General features: G+C 57.8%; 2 protein-coding genes. Both read right to left on the bottom strand.

The genetic code is table 11. The features are described 5' to 3' along the window. Nucleotides 1-26 precede the first annotated feature (26 nt). Complete coding sequence (locus ACW55A_RS19350) at nucleotides 27-638, bottom strand: hypothetical protein (protein ID WP_498811138.1); 612 nt, start codon at nucleotides 636-638, stop codon at nucleotides 27-29. After that, on the bottom strand, nucleotides 622-18,048 hold the full coding sequence (locus ACW55A_RS19345; RefSeq protein WP_498811137.1) for a two-partner secretion domain-containing protein: 17,427 nt from the start codon (nucleotides 18,046-18,048) through the stop codon (nucleotides 622-624). The genes ACW55A_RS19350 and ACW55A_RS19345 overlap by 17 nt, the downstream gene beginning before the upstream one ends. Nucleotides 18,049-18,076: the final 28 nt, after the last annotated feature.

Below are 18,076 nucleotides of genomic sequence, written 5' to 3'. Positions count from 1 at the left end.
AACCAAACCCTTTCCACTTGAATATTTTAACCGCCATAAAGCTTAAAAAAATTCATTCTATCTACGATCCAGTATTGAACATCGTCAGGGATAAGCAATCCAAAATCGCTACTACAACGAGCATCCCACAGTGTCTTTGGCAACGCCAATTCCTCATGCAACCGACCATAGTCGGTATGTCGGTAAATCCCACGGTCGAAATTTACGTAAAAGCTCGGCAATTTCATACGCAAAAAATTCCATTTTCGCAATTCCATTTCTCCTCCATAAGACAAGAACCGCTCTACATCCTTATAAAAACTCTTGGCACTTTCCAAAGTTAAGCCTTTGAAAAAGAAATCGCGCATCATCGTAAAACTTATCACTTCTGCTTCGGCACTATCGATGTACTGATAAAAATTATGAGCTCCTAGAACTGAGATCCCACCCCGAAAGAGCCCAAGAGCTTTTTCATAATCTTCCTGCTTTAGCCGGCCTGTTTCAATATACGACAAATAATCCGGCCGGACATCGATACAGTAATTGGACTTATCATCCACAACGTAATAATGCTGCTCTTTCAAAACAAACAGGGCAATTGATTTGCGCCCTTCAAACAGCTCACTTTCTAATGAGCTAAGCTTAGCGTCCAAACTCATGAAAAAACTCCTCCTGCGTCAATACTCGTGCATTTGATGAGTGTTTCTCAAGCAAGGAATCCCATACTTTCGGGAGTTCTAGTGAAACACTTGGCTTCCCTTGATTTGGATCCACAATCTTGGGGGCGTTAGGGTTCCTTATCTGACCGGGCAGAGGTCGTTGATCAATAGCTTCGGACATAATTTTCTGGTGCAACGATTGATCAACCTCAAAAACAACCACGTTACCGTCAGGCCTTTTATTAGACAGATAATAAGCAGCATGGCTGGGGCCATTTGTACTGACACATAACTGACCACTGCATCCAGAGTCAATCGATACCGTCCCATCAGATTTCACAGTAATTCGATTTTGACTAGTCTGGAATCCTGAACCACCTGATTCAACCCTGAAATAAGTTTCAGTTTGTGTTGACGGCGCACCGCCATTTTCCGCAACAGGCCGAGAGTTTGGTTCATTTAATGCGGTTTTGCCTTTTGCACCTTGTCCTAATGGCTCGCTCCTTTGCCCACCTACCGCTGCTTTTGCACTCAGGCCCCCCATCATTTCGAGGGAACCGACCACCATGTTGCCTACCGCATTCCACGTATCGCCATCGACCGCCTGCCCTACGCCATATTTGAATTGCGCAGCGCCATTGATCGCAGCAATGCCCCGGATTCCAATACCCAACGGCCCTGACAAGGCATATATAGCAGGGCCGCCAATATTAGCCAACCCTTGCTGCTCATTGTTGACCAGCAGAGTGCCTTTTGCGTTAGCGTAGATCTGCTCCTCGGCAGTCTTTGTCCGGGACCAGCTCAACTGGGCGAATACGCCATCAAGCTCAGCTCGAGCAGCGTCGCTGTAGGCGTTTTTGGCTTCGGTCGTGCCTGCGTATGAATAACCCTGCGTGGCAGGCGTCGTGCTTTGCAGAAGACTCGTCAGCCTAGCCTGTGCTTGCTCTTGGCCGACACTTTTCGTCAATTCGTAAGCGTATACCTGAAGGTAGGCTTGCAGCTCCGAAAGATCGGCCTTGGTCAAAGACTCGGGGTTGGTTTTGTAAGCGTCCAGCAGATTATTGCTGCGCTGATCCGACTTCTCGAGTGATACCAGTTTTCTCGCAGCGTCAATCCCCTGATCTTTTTCGTAAGCCTCTCGTGCGCTGTTTCTTTCCTTGGTGTCATGGTCATTCAAGAAATTGTATTGCGTAGAGTTTTTGGCTATCCAGCTACCCTTTTCAATCGAGCTGGCGTAAGCGTCTTTCTGAGTCGCAGCAGCCAGAGCGCCTACTATCTGAGAACTCATGGTCAGTAAGGTTTCATTACCATTGACTAGACCATTCAGGTGTACGACCAATGCTTCATTGGCACCTGCGGCCAAGGCACCCGTCCTGAAATCTCCGCCTGTGGCCTTTGAAAGCAGACCGCCTACCATCGCGTGAATAATGACCTTGGAAGGCGTGCCATCCGCGAATGTGCCGCGGGTATAGTCGCCCACTGCATTGAAACTCGCCGCCGCCAAGGTATTGAATAGCGCGGTTTTGAGTGCATCACTGCCGCTTCCACCCGTACCCAGCGCCTTACCCAAAATGGCTGAGGTTCCATTTTGGAGAATCTGATTCGCGGCGAATTGTCCAACGCCAGTCAAGGTAGAGAGCTCTGGGCCAATGATTTTCCCGGAAGCGATATCACTATGCGTACCCGTCAAACCATCAAAGTACGCAGCCGTCAGACCCGCCGTCACTCCCGAGATGACATACCCTTTTATGGCATCGGAAGAAGTTACATCTTTAAATACCGCCCCAAGGTTTCCACGGTTATTAATAACGCTGACCGTTGCGTTGGTAGCGGCACCCGCTGCAACAGCACCTGCGCCCGCAGAGAGGAACGCTGCAGTGTTGGCACCCATAGTACCTGCCGTGACTGCTGCCCCTGTGGATGCACCTACCGCGCCCATTGCCATAGGCCCCACAACAGCAGCCATGATAATCGCGATGATAATTTGCGAGGCTGGACCAAGGCCCGAGTTGCTGTACTTGAAGGAGTCGTGAATCTCCTTCACTTGCCGCCAGTCCACGTCACCGCGTTTTTCAGCATCCTTGAGCCAGGCCAGTTGTGGATCGGCTTTGACCATTGCATCGATGCTCTGGGTGACCGTTTGCTGATCAACCTGCCTGATATCGATCTGCAATCCATTGACGGCTTTAATGGTTACTTCACCGGCGGCAACCAGTTCGCTCTGGCGTAAGGTCTCGTCGGTATTACCTTTACCTTTGGAGGAAACCCAAAAGGCGTTGTTGTCACTCTTCTCGTGACTCTCCTGATGCGAGTCCTTCACGCCCTCAAACGTAACCGCACCACCACTTTCAATCGTCAGGTCCTTGCCACTCTCCAGCTTCGCAGCTTGGTACTTCTGATCTCCCCCACTCGACAGCAGCAAATCACCACCCGTGGTAATTTCACTGCCGATGTTTTTCACATCAGTGATTTCGTCACGCTTGGTTTTCTTCGCCCCAAAACTCCCCTTCTTCTTTTTGTCATACAGCGAATAATCACTGTCCTGCGCAGCCAAAATATCCAGATTCTCACCGGCTACCAGATACGCCTCCTTACCGGCCGTAATACGGCTAGAAATCACGGCGAGGTTCTGGCCAGCCTGCAAGGCAACGCTGCCTCCCGCTTCAAGATCGGCGGCAACCTGGCTGACGTGGTCTTCCTGACGGGTCAGTTTTTTGCTTTTGGACAGGGAGTGCTCTTCGTCCGCCGCAGAGCTGATGGTGAGGTTTTCGGTCGCTGCCATGGCGATGTCGCGTTTGGCGTCGATCTGGCTGGCAATGACGGAGATGTCGCGTCCGGCCTGAACGGTCAGGTCGCGCCCGGAACTGGCGGTGGAGCCCAGTTGGGTAATGTCGCTGCTGTTGTGTTTACTGTCCGAGAACAGGCTGTTGGTGACTTCGGTCGGGGCGATGGTGACGTCACGTCCGGCCTGGATGCTCATGTCACGACCGCTTTCCAGCACGCTGCCTTTGTTGATGACGTCGCGGCCTGCCGAAATGCTCATGTCGTTGGCAGCTTCGATGCGCGCGGCGCTGTCGGCGAACTCGTTGTGGCGCTGACCGCGTGCACTGTTGTCCATCGAGGTGACGCTGCGTTCGTTGATCACATCGCCATTGATCGAGGTCAGTGATACATCGCGACCTTTGATGATGCCGCCAGCGGTGTTGATCAGATCATTACCCGCGAGCAGATCGAGCCGGTTGCCGGCTTCTATCAGACCGGTGTTGATCAGGTTGTTACCTGCGACCGCCGAGAGATTGTTGGCGGCGTGCAAGGTACCGACGTTGTCGAGGTTCTGGCCTGCGATCAGTGAGACGTCGTTACCCGCAATCAATGCCCCGGTCGGACCAAGGCGATTGTCAGCCTGAGCCAGATACAACACCGGCACCAGCACTTTCTCGCCATTCACTTCATGCTCTTCGAGCCAGACGATGTCGTGGGTCAGCGCTGCGACCTGTTGTGAACTCAGCGATACGCCGACAGCCAGGTTCAGCTGCTGTTTGCTGGCGATGGCGTTGTTCATCAGGTACTTGAACTGCGCCTCGTTGGAGGTTTGCCCGTCAATGAACGCCTGACCGGTACGGGCCACGACTGCCTGCTGAACGAGGCGTTGTTCATACAAGCCGTCGCCCAAGCGCTTGGCGCTGACTTCCGGGTCGTAGCCCAGACCTGCGAGCAGGTAATCCGAGCTCATGAACTGCTTGAGTTCGGTGAGGACCGGGTTGGTTTCGATCAGGTATTTTTGCGGTTTGGAAACAAACGAACTGCTGGGCAGGCCCTGCACTCGGGTAACGGTTTGTGCTGCGGCAGACACGAGCGGCGTGATTGCACTGGCTTGCGCCACTATGGCGGGCTGAGTACTGGAGACGCTCACGGGGCTATTCTGCGTAACCACCGTGCTCGGAACAGCGGCAGTGACAGGGCTGCCCTGAGCAGCAACAGGGTCGCGAACAGCGGCAATAACCGGACCACCTTGAGTATTTACGACAACCTGGGTAACGGCGGCAGTCGCGCCTGACTGGGCACCTGTTGGAGCCTGATTGACCGCACTGAGCGGGTTACCCTGAGTCCCATTTACAACCTGACCGGCCTTGTTGACCTGAGCGCCTTGCACCATTCCGGCATTCTGAGCAGCCGAGCTGCCGGAAGAAACGGCAGTGATGAGCGGAATGCCAGATGTAGAGCCAGCGTTCTGAACAGGCAGCAAAGCGCCGCTACCCTGATTGCCAGTTGCAATGCCTGTAACGCTGTCGACACTGGTGACACCTACGGAATCAGAGGTATGACCGGGTAGTACAAATCCGCCTATGGGCGCGGCACCTGGTGCGCTGGCGTCGAAGGAGGATGCGTTGGCGCTCACACCAGCACCTTGTCGTATCACCGAAGCAAGCTGGCGGGTGGCGTTGGATATCTGGCCTACCGAGCCGATCTGGATGGTGCTTGCCTGCGCATCGGAAACGGTATGCTCGCGTTGCGCGACGGATACGGCCGCGCCGCCCATGGTCCAGCTTTGTGGCAGGCCGACGGGTTGGGCGACAGCGGCTGCGGTGCCGGTCTGGCCGCTCAGACGGAACAGTCCGTTCTGGCCGGTGGGCAGGCTGAAGCCTGGCAGGCTTAACGGGTTGACTTGTTGTTGGGCCAGGTCTGGGGGGAGCTGGGCATTGATCCTGATAACTGTGGCGCCAGTGCCGGAGGTACGCGTGTCCTGAACCTTGCTGGTGCCTGCGCTGCCTGCATAGTCCTGGTGGATGACACTATTTTGCAGGTCCTGTTTGGCAGTGATGGAAACGTTTCCGCCCGCTTGAATGACTGCACTGCGTCCGCCGTTACCGCTGCCGTCTTTGGCGACTTCAACGTCGCTGATAAGTGCGTAGCTTTCCAAACCTGCAGGCAGTTGAACTAAATTGTTACGGTCATATTGAGACTGCGGGCTGGTCCCGCCGTAGCCATAACCTGTCAAGGTGTTGGTAACGGCTGCTTTGGTTTCCTTATCATTGACCACAACCGTTTTAATCGTGCCACCATCGCGCCCTGGCTCACGCTTCATCACGGATGAGGCAATGCCCAAGCTCAAACCACCTGCCGCATCAACATAATAAACATAGGGAAAATCAGGGTTATTGCGCTGGTTATAGGCAACGACCTGAGGCATGAATCGGTTGACCGTACCGTCCGTTACCCTGCCGGAATTATAGGTACGTGTGCGCTCGATACTGCCACTGACAGCACCCAGGTTTTTGACACTATTGGCCTGAATGTCGATGTTTCCCGTCGCGCTGATGGTGCTTTTGCTGTTGAGGAAATCACCGCCTCTGAAAACGAAATCGCCTCCAGCGGTCAGCAGAGAGGAGGCAGAAGTGTCGTTATCCTGCCCACCCTCGTAAAACTCTCTAGCGATGTAATCAACATTGTAATGATCGCCACTGCAATCATTACAAAGTACGGCGATAAATCCGGAAACCAGCGTACGACCTACAGCAAACCCTTGAGCGCCACCTGCGTCAGAGGTACGGTTAGTAAAGCTTCCTGAATTGATGGTGAGGGTCCCGCCACTTTCTATTGACCCGGATATATTCGAAACATCATTAGCCTGAGTTCCGCCACCATAGCCTTTGATAAATAGCGCTCGCTGACTGTAAAGGTCACCGTTCTGGTTGGTGAAGCTATTAACACTCAGCGTTGTATCGCCGCCGCTAAAAATCAAACCTCGATCATTAGTGAGGGACGGCGCTGCAAGCGTCAGGTTTTGCGCGGCGCCTAGGGTTCCGTAGTTGGCAATGCCGCCAGCATTCACGACTAAATCGCCTGCTGAGGTCAGGCGTCCGCTATTTGTAAGTTGGCCACCAATATTGATTTCGCTGTTACCACCACTCGTGATGCTCAAGGCGCCGTTCAGATTCAGTTGCCCAGCAGACAGATACATACCACCGACACTAGAAGTCCTGCCACTACCGGTAAACGTCCCGCCAATACGTATGTCTACCCCGCCATCACTCGCAATCAACCCATCATTCGTCCAGTTACCGCCACTCCCACTAAACGAATTCGACGCCAGCAATTGCCCGCCCGCAGTCTGATTCAAGGTGCCGACATTCACCGTCAGACGCCCGGCCTGAATAACGCTGCTGTTGGTCCAGCTATCGGCACTAAGCGTCAAACCACCGCGAGTAACAATGCTGCCGCCAGCATTGGTGACGTTAACCGTAGAAATATTAAACGTGCCATTACCCGTATGCAGCAGCGAACCGCCACCATTGAGGAAGTTGCCAGCGTTGAGAGTCAGATCGCTGTTGGCGCTTTCCAGGGTGCCGTTGCGGTTGTCGAACAGGTTGCCGATCTGGAAGTTTGTGGCACCGCCACCGCCCAGCGCACGCAGTTGTCCGGTCTGGTTGTCCAAACTGGCAGCGGTCACGGCCAGGGTGCTGTCACTTTCGATGATGCCGAAGCGGTTGTTCAGTGCGCCGCTCAGGTTCAGCTCAACCTGGCCACCGGCGATCTGGCCGTCGTTGTCGCCACTGTTGTCGAAGTTGCCACCGTTGACCTGCACCAGGCCTTTGGCGTACAGGCCGCCGTTGCGGTTGTCGAAACCCGGGGTGGTGATCAGCGCTTCGCCGGTGCGTGCGGAGACTCGCCCGCCGTAGTTGTCGAAGCCGCCCAGCGCGGTCAGGTTGAGGCGTTGCGCCTGAATGACACCGCCCTGGCGGTTGGCGTCATAGCCATTTTTCAGCACGCCGGCCAGTTTCGCGGTGAACAGACCTTGCAGGCTGGACAGCACTCCGCCCTGACTGTAGAGGTTGGCGCCGGTCAGGTTCAGGTCGCCGCCCTGGGCGATGATCCGGCCGTTCTGGTTGTCGACGGTATCAGCGACATCGACAACCAATGCGCCGACGCTCTGGACCGCGCCACGAACGTTGGAGAGGCTCGCTGCATTCAAATGCGCATCGGCGTTCTGGCTATAGATCAAGCCATCAGCATCGTTGAGGACACTGCCACCCGCGACGACTTTTAGTGTGTTGTTGGCAGCAACAGTGCCGCGGTTACGGTTGTCCAGTTGCCCGGACGTATTGAGGGTCATCAGGCTTTGGCTGATCAGTTGCCCGGCCTGGTTGTTGATCGCCGCGCTGCGCCGCAACAGCAAGTTACCGCCGCTGGCCAGTTTGCCGCTGGTGTTGGTCAGGCTGCCCAGCAGGTCGAGTGTCATATCGGCCTTGCTGCTCAGGTTACCGACGCTGTTGTCGAGGCTGCTGCCTTCGAAGCTGAAACCCTGCTGCGCCGTCAGGTTACCGGCCGCGTTGTTCAGGGCATCGGCGTTGATGGTCAGCCCTGCACCACTGTCGATCAGGCCGTTCTGGCTGTTGTTCAGCAGGCCCGCGACGGTCAGGGTCTGGCCGGTTCCGCTGGAGAGGATGCCGCCGCTGTTGTCGAGGCTGTCAGCGGTTACGCTCAGTGTGTTCTGGCTGACCAACGCACCGTTGCTGCCGTTGAGCAATTCACCGGTCAGGGTCGTAACGAGGTTGCCATTGCGGCTGGACAAGGTGCCGTTGGTACGGTTATCGAGTCGATTGCCGGAAACGTTCAGACCCTGCCAGCCGGATATCAGGCCGTTCTGGTTGAGCAGGTTGGTCGCGTTGACTGTCAGCACGTTGCTGCTGATCAGCTTGCCGCTACTGTTATTGAGGGTGCGGCCATCGAACCTGAAACTCTGCGCGCTGGAGACCTCCCCAGACTGGTTATTCAGGTCGCGAATGCGGTTAAGGGTCAGCGAACCGTCTGCCGTGATCAAACCGCCGAGGTTGTTGAGGTCGTTGCCTTGCATGTCGATGGACAGACCGGCGTCGCCCATCACGCGTCCGCCATTGAGCGACAGTGCATTGAGGACCAGAGTCATGTCACGCGTGGCCGACACTTCGCCGCTGTTGCCAGCATCCAGGCTGCCCGCCGTCAGGTTCAGGGTGCCGGTACTGTTGATCAGGCCTTTGGCGATGTTGTTGATCGATGTGGCGTTGAGGATCAGGCTGGTGCCGCCCAGCACCTGGCCGTTCTGGTTATCGAGACTGGCCGTGCCCACCTTGAGCGCCTGAGCAGCATTGATCAGTCCTTTGTCACGGTTGGTGAGCAGACCGGTAACCGTCAGGTCCAGGTTGTTGCGGCTGGTCAGTGTACCGCCTGTGTTATCGAGGGTATTGGCGGTGGCATCGACACCGGCTGCGGCGATCATGCCTTTGACGTTGGTCAGCGCACGGGCGATGCGCAGGGTCAGCAATTGGTTGCTGAGCAGTTTGCCGCCGCTGTTATCCAGTTGTTGCGCGTTGACGGTGAACGCCTGAGCGCTGGATATTTCGCCGTTCTGGTTTAGAACCTCGTTGACGTTTTTCAGCAGCAGTGCGCCCGGCGCGTTGATCAAACCGCCCTGGTTGTCCAGCTGGCCGTTGTTCAGGTCCAGGCTCAGGGACGTATTGCTGAACAGCTTGCCGCCCTGCTGACTCAGGCGGCTGACACTCGCGGTCAGTGCCTGGCTGCTGCCGATGCTGCCGCCATCGCTGTTGGTCAGTCGTGCGGTCGTCAAGTCCAGGCGATTGCTACTGCTGACGCGACCGTTATGGCTGTTGTCGAAATCCCCGGTCTTCAGGGTCAGCAGGCCTTTGCCGCTGATGTTGCCTTTCTGGCTGTTATCAAGACTGGCACTTTTCAGGTCCAGTGCGCCGTCGGTCAAAAGCTTGCCGCCCTGGTTGCTGATTGCCCCGGTGCTGTCGAGGGTCAGTTTTCCAGCGCTGGAAATGCTGCCTGCGGTATTGGTCAGACTGCTGGTCTTTACCGTCAGGACATCTTCGTTGCTGATCAGGCCTTGAGTGTTATCGAATGCTGCAGACAGGTCGATACCCAAGGCTTTGAGGGCACTGAGCGCACCACCGGTGTTGTCCAGGGTGCTACCGACCAGCGTCAAGCCGCCTTGGCTGGAGAGCAGACCGTTGGTTCGGTTGGTGATCTGCGCAACGTTCAGATTCAAGGCTTTCTGCGCCAGCACCTGACCGCTGTCGCTGTTGTTCAGTTGCTGGCCGGTCAGGGTAATCACGTCCTGACTGGACAGTTCACCGCCGCGATTATCGATGCTGGTGACATTGATACCGAGGGCTTGGGTTGCGCCGATGAAACCGTTCTGACGGTTGTCCAGCGCGTCGCCACGCAAGGTCAATGTGCCTTGGGCAAGCATCTGGCCGTTCTGCTGTAGAAGGCTGCCGATCCGTGCGTTGAGGTTCTGTTTGCTGGCGATCTGGCCGAGGCGGTTGTCCACGGTCGCGGCGTTCAGCGTCATGTCAGCGTCGCCGACCAGCGTGCCCTTGACGTTGGTCAGGGCGGTATTGACCATCAAGTCCAGAGCTGCGCGGCTGCTTATCAAGCCTTCGGTGTTGTCCAGGCTGTCGCTGCGAGTATTAAGGGCCGCAGCGGAAATCGTACCTTTGACGTTGCTCAGCGCCTTGTTGACGATCAGCGTCAGAGCCTGACTGCTGAGCAGTTTGCCGCCACTGTTATCGAGACTGTTGGCGTTCAGGGTAAAGGCCTTTGCGCTGGAGATTTCGCCGTTCTGGTTGGCCACGCCGTTGAGATTCTTCAGCAGCAACACGCCGGGGGCGTTGATCAAACCGCCCTGATTGTTCAACTGGCCGTTGTTCAGGTCGAGGCTCAGCGAGGTGTTGCTGAACAGCTCACCACCCTGCTGGTCGAGGCTGGTGACGCTGGCCGTCAATGCCAGCGCACTGGCAATACGTCCGGCGCTCTGGTTAATGACCTTGCCTGCCGTCAACTGCAGGGTATCGCTGCTGGTCAGGCGACCGCCCTGGCTGTTGTCGAACGTGCCGGTGGTGACCTGCGTGGCGCCCTTGCCAGCCAGTTTGCCCGCCTGACTGTTGTTCAGACTGGCGCTGGTCAGTGTCAGCGTGGCGTCGGTAGTAACGGAGCCCGCCTGGTTCTCCAGAGCGCCGGTGGTGGTGACGCTCAAGGCATCGGCACTGGACAGGCTGCCTGCTGCGTTTTGCAGCGAGGCGGCATTGATCGTCAACGCCGCTTCACTGCTGAGCAGACCAGCGCTGTTGTCCAGCGCACCGGACACATCAATGTTCATGTCCTTCTGGCTGGCCAGCGTACCGCCTGCGTTATCCAGCCGCGCACCGTCGAGACGCAGGGTGTTACCGAACAATAGGCCTTTGTTGAGGTTGATCACACGCGCCACTTTCAGCCCCAGCGCCGTACCGGCGAGGACCTTGCCGCCGTCACTGTTGTCGAGCGTCTGACCAATGATGTCCACACCGATCTGGCTGGACAGTTCACCGGCCTTGTTGTCGATGTCGGCAACATCGATTTTCAGCGCTTTTGTAGAGCCCACCAGGCCGCCCGACCGGTTGTCGAGGGTTTTGCCGGTCAGGGTCAGATTGCCCTGCGCAACCAGCTCGCCGCCCTGCTGGGTCAGACTGCCGATATTGGCGACCATATCTGCCTGACTGGCGATACGACCGTTGCCGTTGACAACGCTGTCGACCTGCAACTGCATCAGGCCAGCGGCGTTGAGCAGACCGTTCTGGTTGTCCAGATGCGTGCCGACCAGTTCAAGACCGGCATTGCTGTTGATCAGGCCTTTTTGCGTGGCGCTCAGGCCGGTCTGGCTATTGTCGAGGGCATCGACGAACAACTGCAGGCCTTTCTCGGCACGAATCGAACCGCCACGGTTGTCGACGCTGTCGCTATGCACGATCAACAGGTTCTGCGCGGCAATACGGCCGCCGCGGTTGTCCAGCGTCTTGCTCGACAGGTCCATCAAGCCTTTGGCTTGCAGGCTGCCACCCGCGCGATTGTCCAGCGCTCCGCTCAGTTTCAGAGTCAGTTGGCCATCTGTGACCAGTACACCGGACTGGCGGTTGTCCAGACTCGCGGCACCGATGTCGATACCCTGCCCTGCGCCCAGCGTTCCGGCCTGATTGTCGATGGTTTCAGTGATCACCAGTTTCAGGAACCGGTCAGCCATGACCTGGCCAGCGGCGTTATCGAGGCTCAGCGCATTCAGGGTCGTGTTACCGGCGCTGGTCAGCTCGCCGCTGCGGCTCGACAGCTGGCCAGTGACGTTTACCAGCAGGTCGGCATCGCTGCTCAGGCTGCCACTGTTGTTATTCAGCTCATTGGCCGTCAGATCGATGCCGTTGCCAGACACCAGACCGCGCAGGTTGGTCAGCAGTTGGTCAACACGCACGATCAGCGCTTTGTCGCTGAGCACCGAGCCAGCGGTATTGTCCAGCGACGTAGCGGCCAGAGTGAAGCCGTTGGCGCTGGAAATTTCACCGCTGCGGTTGCTGACTGCATTGAGATTTTTCAGCAGCAACTGGCCTGGTGCGGTAATCAGACCGCCGTCGTTGTTCAGCATGCCTGTGCTTAAATCGAGGCTGACATCGCTGTTGCTGTACAGACGGCCATCGTTGGTCTGGTTCAGGCCGGTGATCACGGCAGTCAGGGCCATGGCGCTGGCGATACGACCGGCGTCACTGTTATTGACCAACCCGGCATCGAGCTGAAGGGTTCCGGTACTGGTCAGGCGGCCGCCTTGCTGGTTGTCAAAAGCACCGGTGACGAGCTTCACGCCCTTGCCGGCGATACGACCGTTCTGGCTGTTGTCCAGGCTGGCGCTGGTCAGCGTCAGGGTTGCATCACTTAGAATCTGCCCGCCACGGTTCACCACGGCACCATCGACCGTCAGGGACGAGTTGCCGGAGCTGGTGATACTACCGGCAGTATTGCCCAGAGAAGTGGCGCTCAACACCAGCGTGCCATCGCTGCGCAATGTCCCTTGATCGTTGCTGAGGACGCCCGTGTCTTTCAGACCCAGACTGTTTTTGGCATAGACGCTGCCACCGCCCGTGTTGATCAGTTGCCCGACGTTCAACTGCACGCTCTGCTGGCCGGAAACGGCACCAGCGCTCTGGTTGTTCAGGCTGTCGGCATTGAGCAGCAACGCACCATTGGCCAGTAAACGGCCCTTGCCACTGTTATCGAACTGGCCGACGGTTGCGGTCAGCTCTCCAAGGCTGGAGAGCTCCGCGTTGCGGTTGTCCAGCGTCGCGGCACTCAGCTCGACACCGGTGGCGGAAATCAGGCCGCGCAGGTTGGTCAGCAACTGGGCGACACGCACGATCAAGGCTTTGTCGCTGATCACCGAACCTTCGGTGTTATCCAGCGTGGTCGCGGCCAGCGTGAAGCCATTGGCACTGGAGATTTCACCGCTCTGGTTGTTGACCACGCTCAGGTTTTTCAGCAGTAACTGGCCCGGCGCGTTGATCAGGCCGCCTTGGTTAGTCAGCAGGCCGTTGCTCAGGTCCAGGCTGACATCACCGTTGCCGTACAACCGGCCATCGTTGGTCTGGTTCAGGCCGGTGACCACTGCGGTCAGGGCCATGGCGCTGGCAATACGACCGGCGTCACTGTTGTTGACCAGCCCGGCATTCAGCTGGAGTGCGCCGGTACTGGTCAGGCGGCCGTCCTGATGGTTGTCGAAAGCGCCAGTGGTAAGCACCACGCCATTGCCCGCAATGCGACCACTCTGGCTGTTATCCAGGCTGCCGCTGGAAAGCGTCAGACCTGCATCACTGATGATCTGCCCGCCCTGGTTGACGACGGCAGCATCGACTTTCAATGTGGCAGCACCGGCGCTGGTGACTCGACCGCCGGTGTTGGCCAGAGAAGCTGCTTTCAGGTCCAGCGTGCCGTCACTGCGCAGTACGCCCTGATCGTTATTCGATGCCCCGGTGAGAGTCAGACCCAGTGTGTTTTTTGCATAAACGCTGCCAGCGCCGGAGTTGTTCAGCTGTCCCAGATTCAGCTGAACGCCCTGCTGTCCGGAAACCACGCCGTTCTGGTTATTCAGGTTATCGGCTGTCAGCAGCATTGTGCCGTTGGCCAGCAGACGCCCTTTCGCGCTGTTGTCGAACTGGCCGATGTTGGCAGTCAGGGTGCTCAGACTAGAAATTTCCGCGCTGCGGTTGTCCAGCGTTGCAGCACTCAGATTGAGGCCATTGGCGGAAATCTTGCCGCGCAGGTTGGTCAGCAACTGATCGACACGCACGATCAGCGCTTTGTCGCTGAGCAGCGAACCCTCGGTGTTGTCCAACGAAGTGGCCGCCAGCGTGAAACCGTTGGCACTGGAGATTTCACCGCCTTGGTTGTTGACCACGTTCAGGTTTTTCAGCAGCAACTGGCCAGGCGCATTGATCAGGCCACCTTGGTTGGTCAACAGGCCATTGCTCAGGTCCAGGCTGACATCGCTGTTGCTGTACAGCCGGCCGTCGTTGGTCTGATCAAGGCCGGTGACCACGGCAGTCAGGGCCATGGCGCTGGCGATGCGCCCGGCGTCGCTGTTGTTGACCAGCCCGGCATTCAACTGAAGTGCACCGGTACTGGTCAGGCGGCCGTCCTGATGGTTGTCGAAGGCTCCGGTACTGAGAACCAGACCTTTACCGGCAATGCGCCCGCTCTGGCTGTTATCGAGGCTGGCGCTGGTGAGTGTCAGTTGCGCGTCGCTGAGTATCTGCCCGCCCCGGTTGACAACGCCGTCATTGATAATGATCGACGCAACACCGGCGCTGCTGACGCTGCCCGCGCTGTTGGCCAGCGAGGCTGCACTCCCGGTCAGTGAACCGTCGCTGCGCAGCACACCCTGATCATTCTTCAGTGTCCCGCTGACGGTCAGACCAAGACTGCTTTTGGCAAAAACGCTGCCCCCACCGGTATTGTTCAGTTGGCCCAGGTTCAGTTGCACGCCCTGCTGCCCGGAAACGATCCCGTTCAGGTTATTCAAGCCGCCCGCGGTCAATAGCAGCGCGCCATTGGCCAGCAGGCGACCTTTTTCGCGATTATCGAACTGGCCTATGGTGGCCGTCAGGCTGCCCAGGCTGGACAGTTCGGCGTTGCGGTTATCCAACGCTGCGGCGCTCAGGGTGACGCCGTTGGCGGAGATCTGCCCGCGCAGGTTGGTCAGCAGCTTAGCGATACGCACGATCAACGCTTTGTCGCTGACCAGCGAGCCGTCTGTGTTGTCCAATGAAGTCGCTGCCAGCGTGAAATCGTTGGCGCTGGAGATCTTGCCGCTCTGGTTATTGACGACATTCAGATTTCTCAGCAGCAGCTGACCAGGAGCGGTTATTTGCCCGCTCTGGTTGTTCAGCAGGCCATTGCTCATGTCCAGGCTGACATCGCTGTTGCTGTACAAGCGCCCGTCATTGGTCTGATTGAGGCCCGTAACCACGGCAGTCAGAGCCATGGCGCTGGCAATACGACCGGCGTCACTGTTGTCGACCAGCCCGGCATTGAGCTGGAGTGCGCCGGTACTGGTCAGGCGGCCGTCCTGATGGTTGTCGAAGACTCCAGTACCGAGCACCAGACCTTTACCGGAAATACGACCGCTCCGGCTGTTATCGAGGCTGCCACTGGTGAGTGTCAGTTGTGCATCGCTGACTATCTGTCCACCCTGATTGACCACCGCACCGTTGAAATTGAGCGCACCTGTGCCGGCACTGCTCACACTGCCGTTGGTGTTGGCCAGACCGGCTGCTTTGAGGTCCATTGCGCCATCACTGCGCAATACGCCCTGATCGTTTTGCAACACACCGCCCAGCGTCAGGTTCAGCGCATCCTTAGCGTAAACGCTGCCCCCAGCGGTATTGTTCAATTGCCCCAGGTTCAGTTGCACGCCCTGCTGACCGGAAACGATCCCGTTCAGGTTGTTCAAGCCGTCCGCAGTCAACAGCAGCGCGCCACTGGCCAGCAGGCGGCCTTTTTCACGGTTATCGAGCTGGCCAACGTTGGCCGTCAGACTGCCAAGGCTGGATATTTCGCCATTGCGGTTGTTCAGTGAGCCCGCTGTCAGATCAAGACCGGTCGCAGAAACCAGACCGCGAAGGTTGGTCAGCAACTGATTGATGCGCACAACGAGCGCTTTATCGCTGAGTATCGAACCGTCGGTGTTGTCCAGCGAAGTGGCTGCCAGCGTGAAGCTGTTGGCGCTGGAAATCTTGCCGCTCTGATTATTGACCGCCGTGAGGTTTTTCAGCAGCAACTGACCAGGCGCAGTGATCTGGCCACCCTGGTTGGTCAACAGGCCATTGCTCAGGTCCAGGCTGACATCGCTGTTGCTGTACAGCCGGCCGTCGTTGGTCTGATCAAGGCCGGTAACCACGGCAGTAAGCGCCATGGCGCTGGCGATGCGACCGGCGTCGCTGTTGTTGACCAGCCCGGCGTTCAGTTGAAACGCGCCGGTACTGGTGACGCGGCCGTCCTGATGGTTGTCAAAAGCGCCAGTGTTGAGCACCACGCCATTGCCGGCAATGCGACCACTCTGACTGTTATCCAAACTGCCGCTGGAAAGCGTCAGGCCCGCATCGCTCAGAATCTGTCCGCCACGGTTGGCGACTGCGCCCGTTGTGCTGACGGTAGCCGTGCCGGCACTGGTCAAGCTGCCGCTATTGTTACTCAAAGAGGCCGCGCGCACGGCCAGTGTGCTGTCGCTGCGCAGCACGCCCTGATCGTTGCCCAAAGCGCCGTTGACGGCCACATTCAGGTTGCTTTTGCCGTAGACACTGCCGTTGCCGGTGTTGGTCAGTTGCCCCAGATTCAGCTGTACGCCTTGCTGTCCGGCGACCGAGCCGTTCTGGTTGTTCAGGTGGTCAGAGGTCAGCTGCAGCGCGCCGTTGGCCAGCAGACGGCCTTTTTCGCGGTTGTCGAACTGGCTGACGGTCGAGGTCAGGCTGCCGAGACTGGAGATTTCCGCGCTGCGGTTGTCCACGCTTGCCGCGTTGAGCAGCAGATCGCCATTGGCGCTGATAAGCCCCAACTGGTTGAGCAACGGCCCGGAAATACGGGCGGACAAAGCGCTGCTGCTGAACAGCTTGCCTTGCTGGCTGTTGTCCAGCGAACCCGCAGTGATCGTCATAGTGCCATTGCTGCTGATCAGCCCGCTCTGGCTGTTGAGCACCTGAGACGCGTTGATATCGACAGTGCCGCCCTGGCTCAAAATTCGGCCTGACTGACGATTGTCGATGGCAGTAGCCACGATGCGTGTGCTCGACTGACCGTTCAGTGTAGCCCCCTGATTGTTCAGGGTCTGGCTGATGCTGGCTTGCAGGGCGCGGCTGGCGGTGATGCTGCCGCTGTTGTTCAGACCGTTGGCAGACAGCGTCACATCGCCCGATGTGTTGCGGCTGTTGTCTGCATTGACGCCCGCCTCGATCACCGCGGTGTTATTGATCTGACCGCCTGCGGAAAGTGTCAGTGCATCGCGTGCAGCGACGTTCTGCCGGGTGATGAGATCACCTGCCGTGGTCATGCCCAGTGACGACCCAGCATAAACCGGCCCGTTGACCTCGGCACTGTTGGCCTTGACCGCCACAGCACCGCTGGCAGCGGTCTGCATCATGCTCAAGTGGCCGTTGGCATCAAGCTGGATATCTCCGCCACTGGCCGCCAGATCGCCAGCCAGCCTGACGCCGACACCCGCCTCGGTGCCCACCAGACGGATAGCGCCGGCATACATGCCGCCCAGCGCCGAGCTGTCGACGGCCAGTTCCGGTTTGGCGCTGCCGTCGTCAGGCAAGGCGGTGGGGTTCAGCGTCTGTGCGTCGACATCGTTGCGACCGGCAATGATGTTGAGGCGCTTGGCGTGTATCTCGGCATTGATCTTCGCGCTACGGGTGATGATGTCGAACTGGTCGACGTTGTCTGCGTTCAGCCCCACACCGTCGATGGATATGCTGCCGCCCTGCACATTGAAACGCTGCAACTGCCCGTTGGCATCCAGCACCGGTTTGCCGGTGGTCAGCGTGACCTGCGGGGTATTGATGAAACCGCAGCCGTTGCAACTGATGCCGTAGGGGTTGGCGACGATGACACGTGCCGCCTGCCCGGCCACTTCCGTATAGCCTCTAAGCTGACTGGCGTTGGCCCCGACCACTTCGTTGAGAATGGTGGTGGCCGCCGTGCCGCGCAGGTTGGAGTTGCCGACGATGATGCCGCCCAGTTGAGTGCTCTGGGTCTGGTTGGTGGAGTTGTTGAGGATGACGCCCTGGCTGTCGACGTTGAACTGCTGATACTGGTTGTGTGACAGGCCGCTGGCATTGGGCGCGGCAATATTGACGATAGGCACGCCATTGCCGGCCTGATTCAGGCTGGTATTCGTGCCGCTGACCACGATGCCTTCGGCTTGAACCAGCAGCGGCTGCCAGAACATCGCATTGGCGAGAATCAGCGCGAGGCCGCGCTTGGGCATTCCCCAGAAAGACCGGCGCTCGACCAGCACAGCAGAAGGCTGACGAGCAAGCAGAGCCAGTTGGTGAACGTCCATGTAAATGACCTCGGAACAGGTAGGTTGA

The sequence above is a fragment of the Plantibacter cousiniae (nom. nud.) genome (genome assembly GCF_977070315.1).
Note: the sequence above shows the minus strand (reverse complement) of the source record. Positions and strands in the feature narration are given on the sequence as shown.

Bases quoted from the DNA above. Each gene is read 5' to 3' on its own strand.
- ACW55A_RS19350 (WP_498811138.1), bottom strand. From the start codon at position 638: ATGAGTTTGGACGCTAAGCTTAGCTCATTAGAAAGTGAGCTGTTTGAA.
- ACW55A_RS19345 (WP_498811137.1), bottom strand. From the start codon at position 18,048: ATGGACGTTCACCAACTGGCTCTGCTTGCTCGTCAGCCTTCTGCTGTG.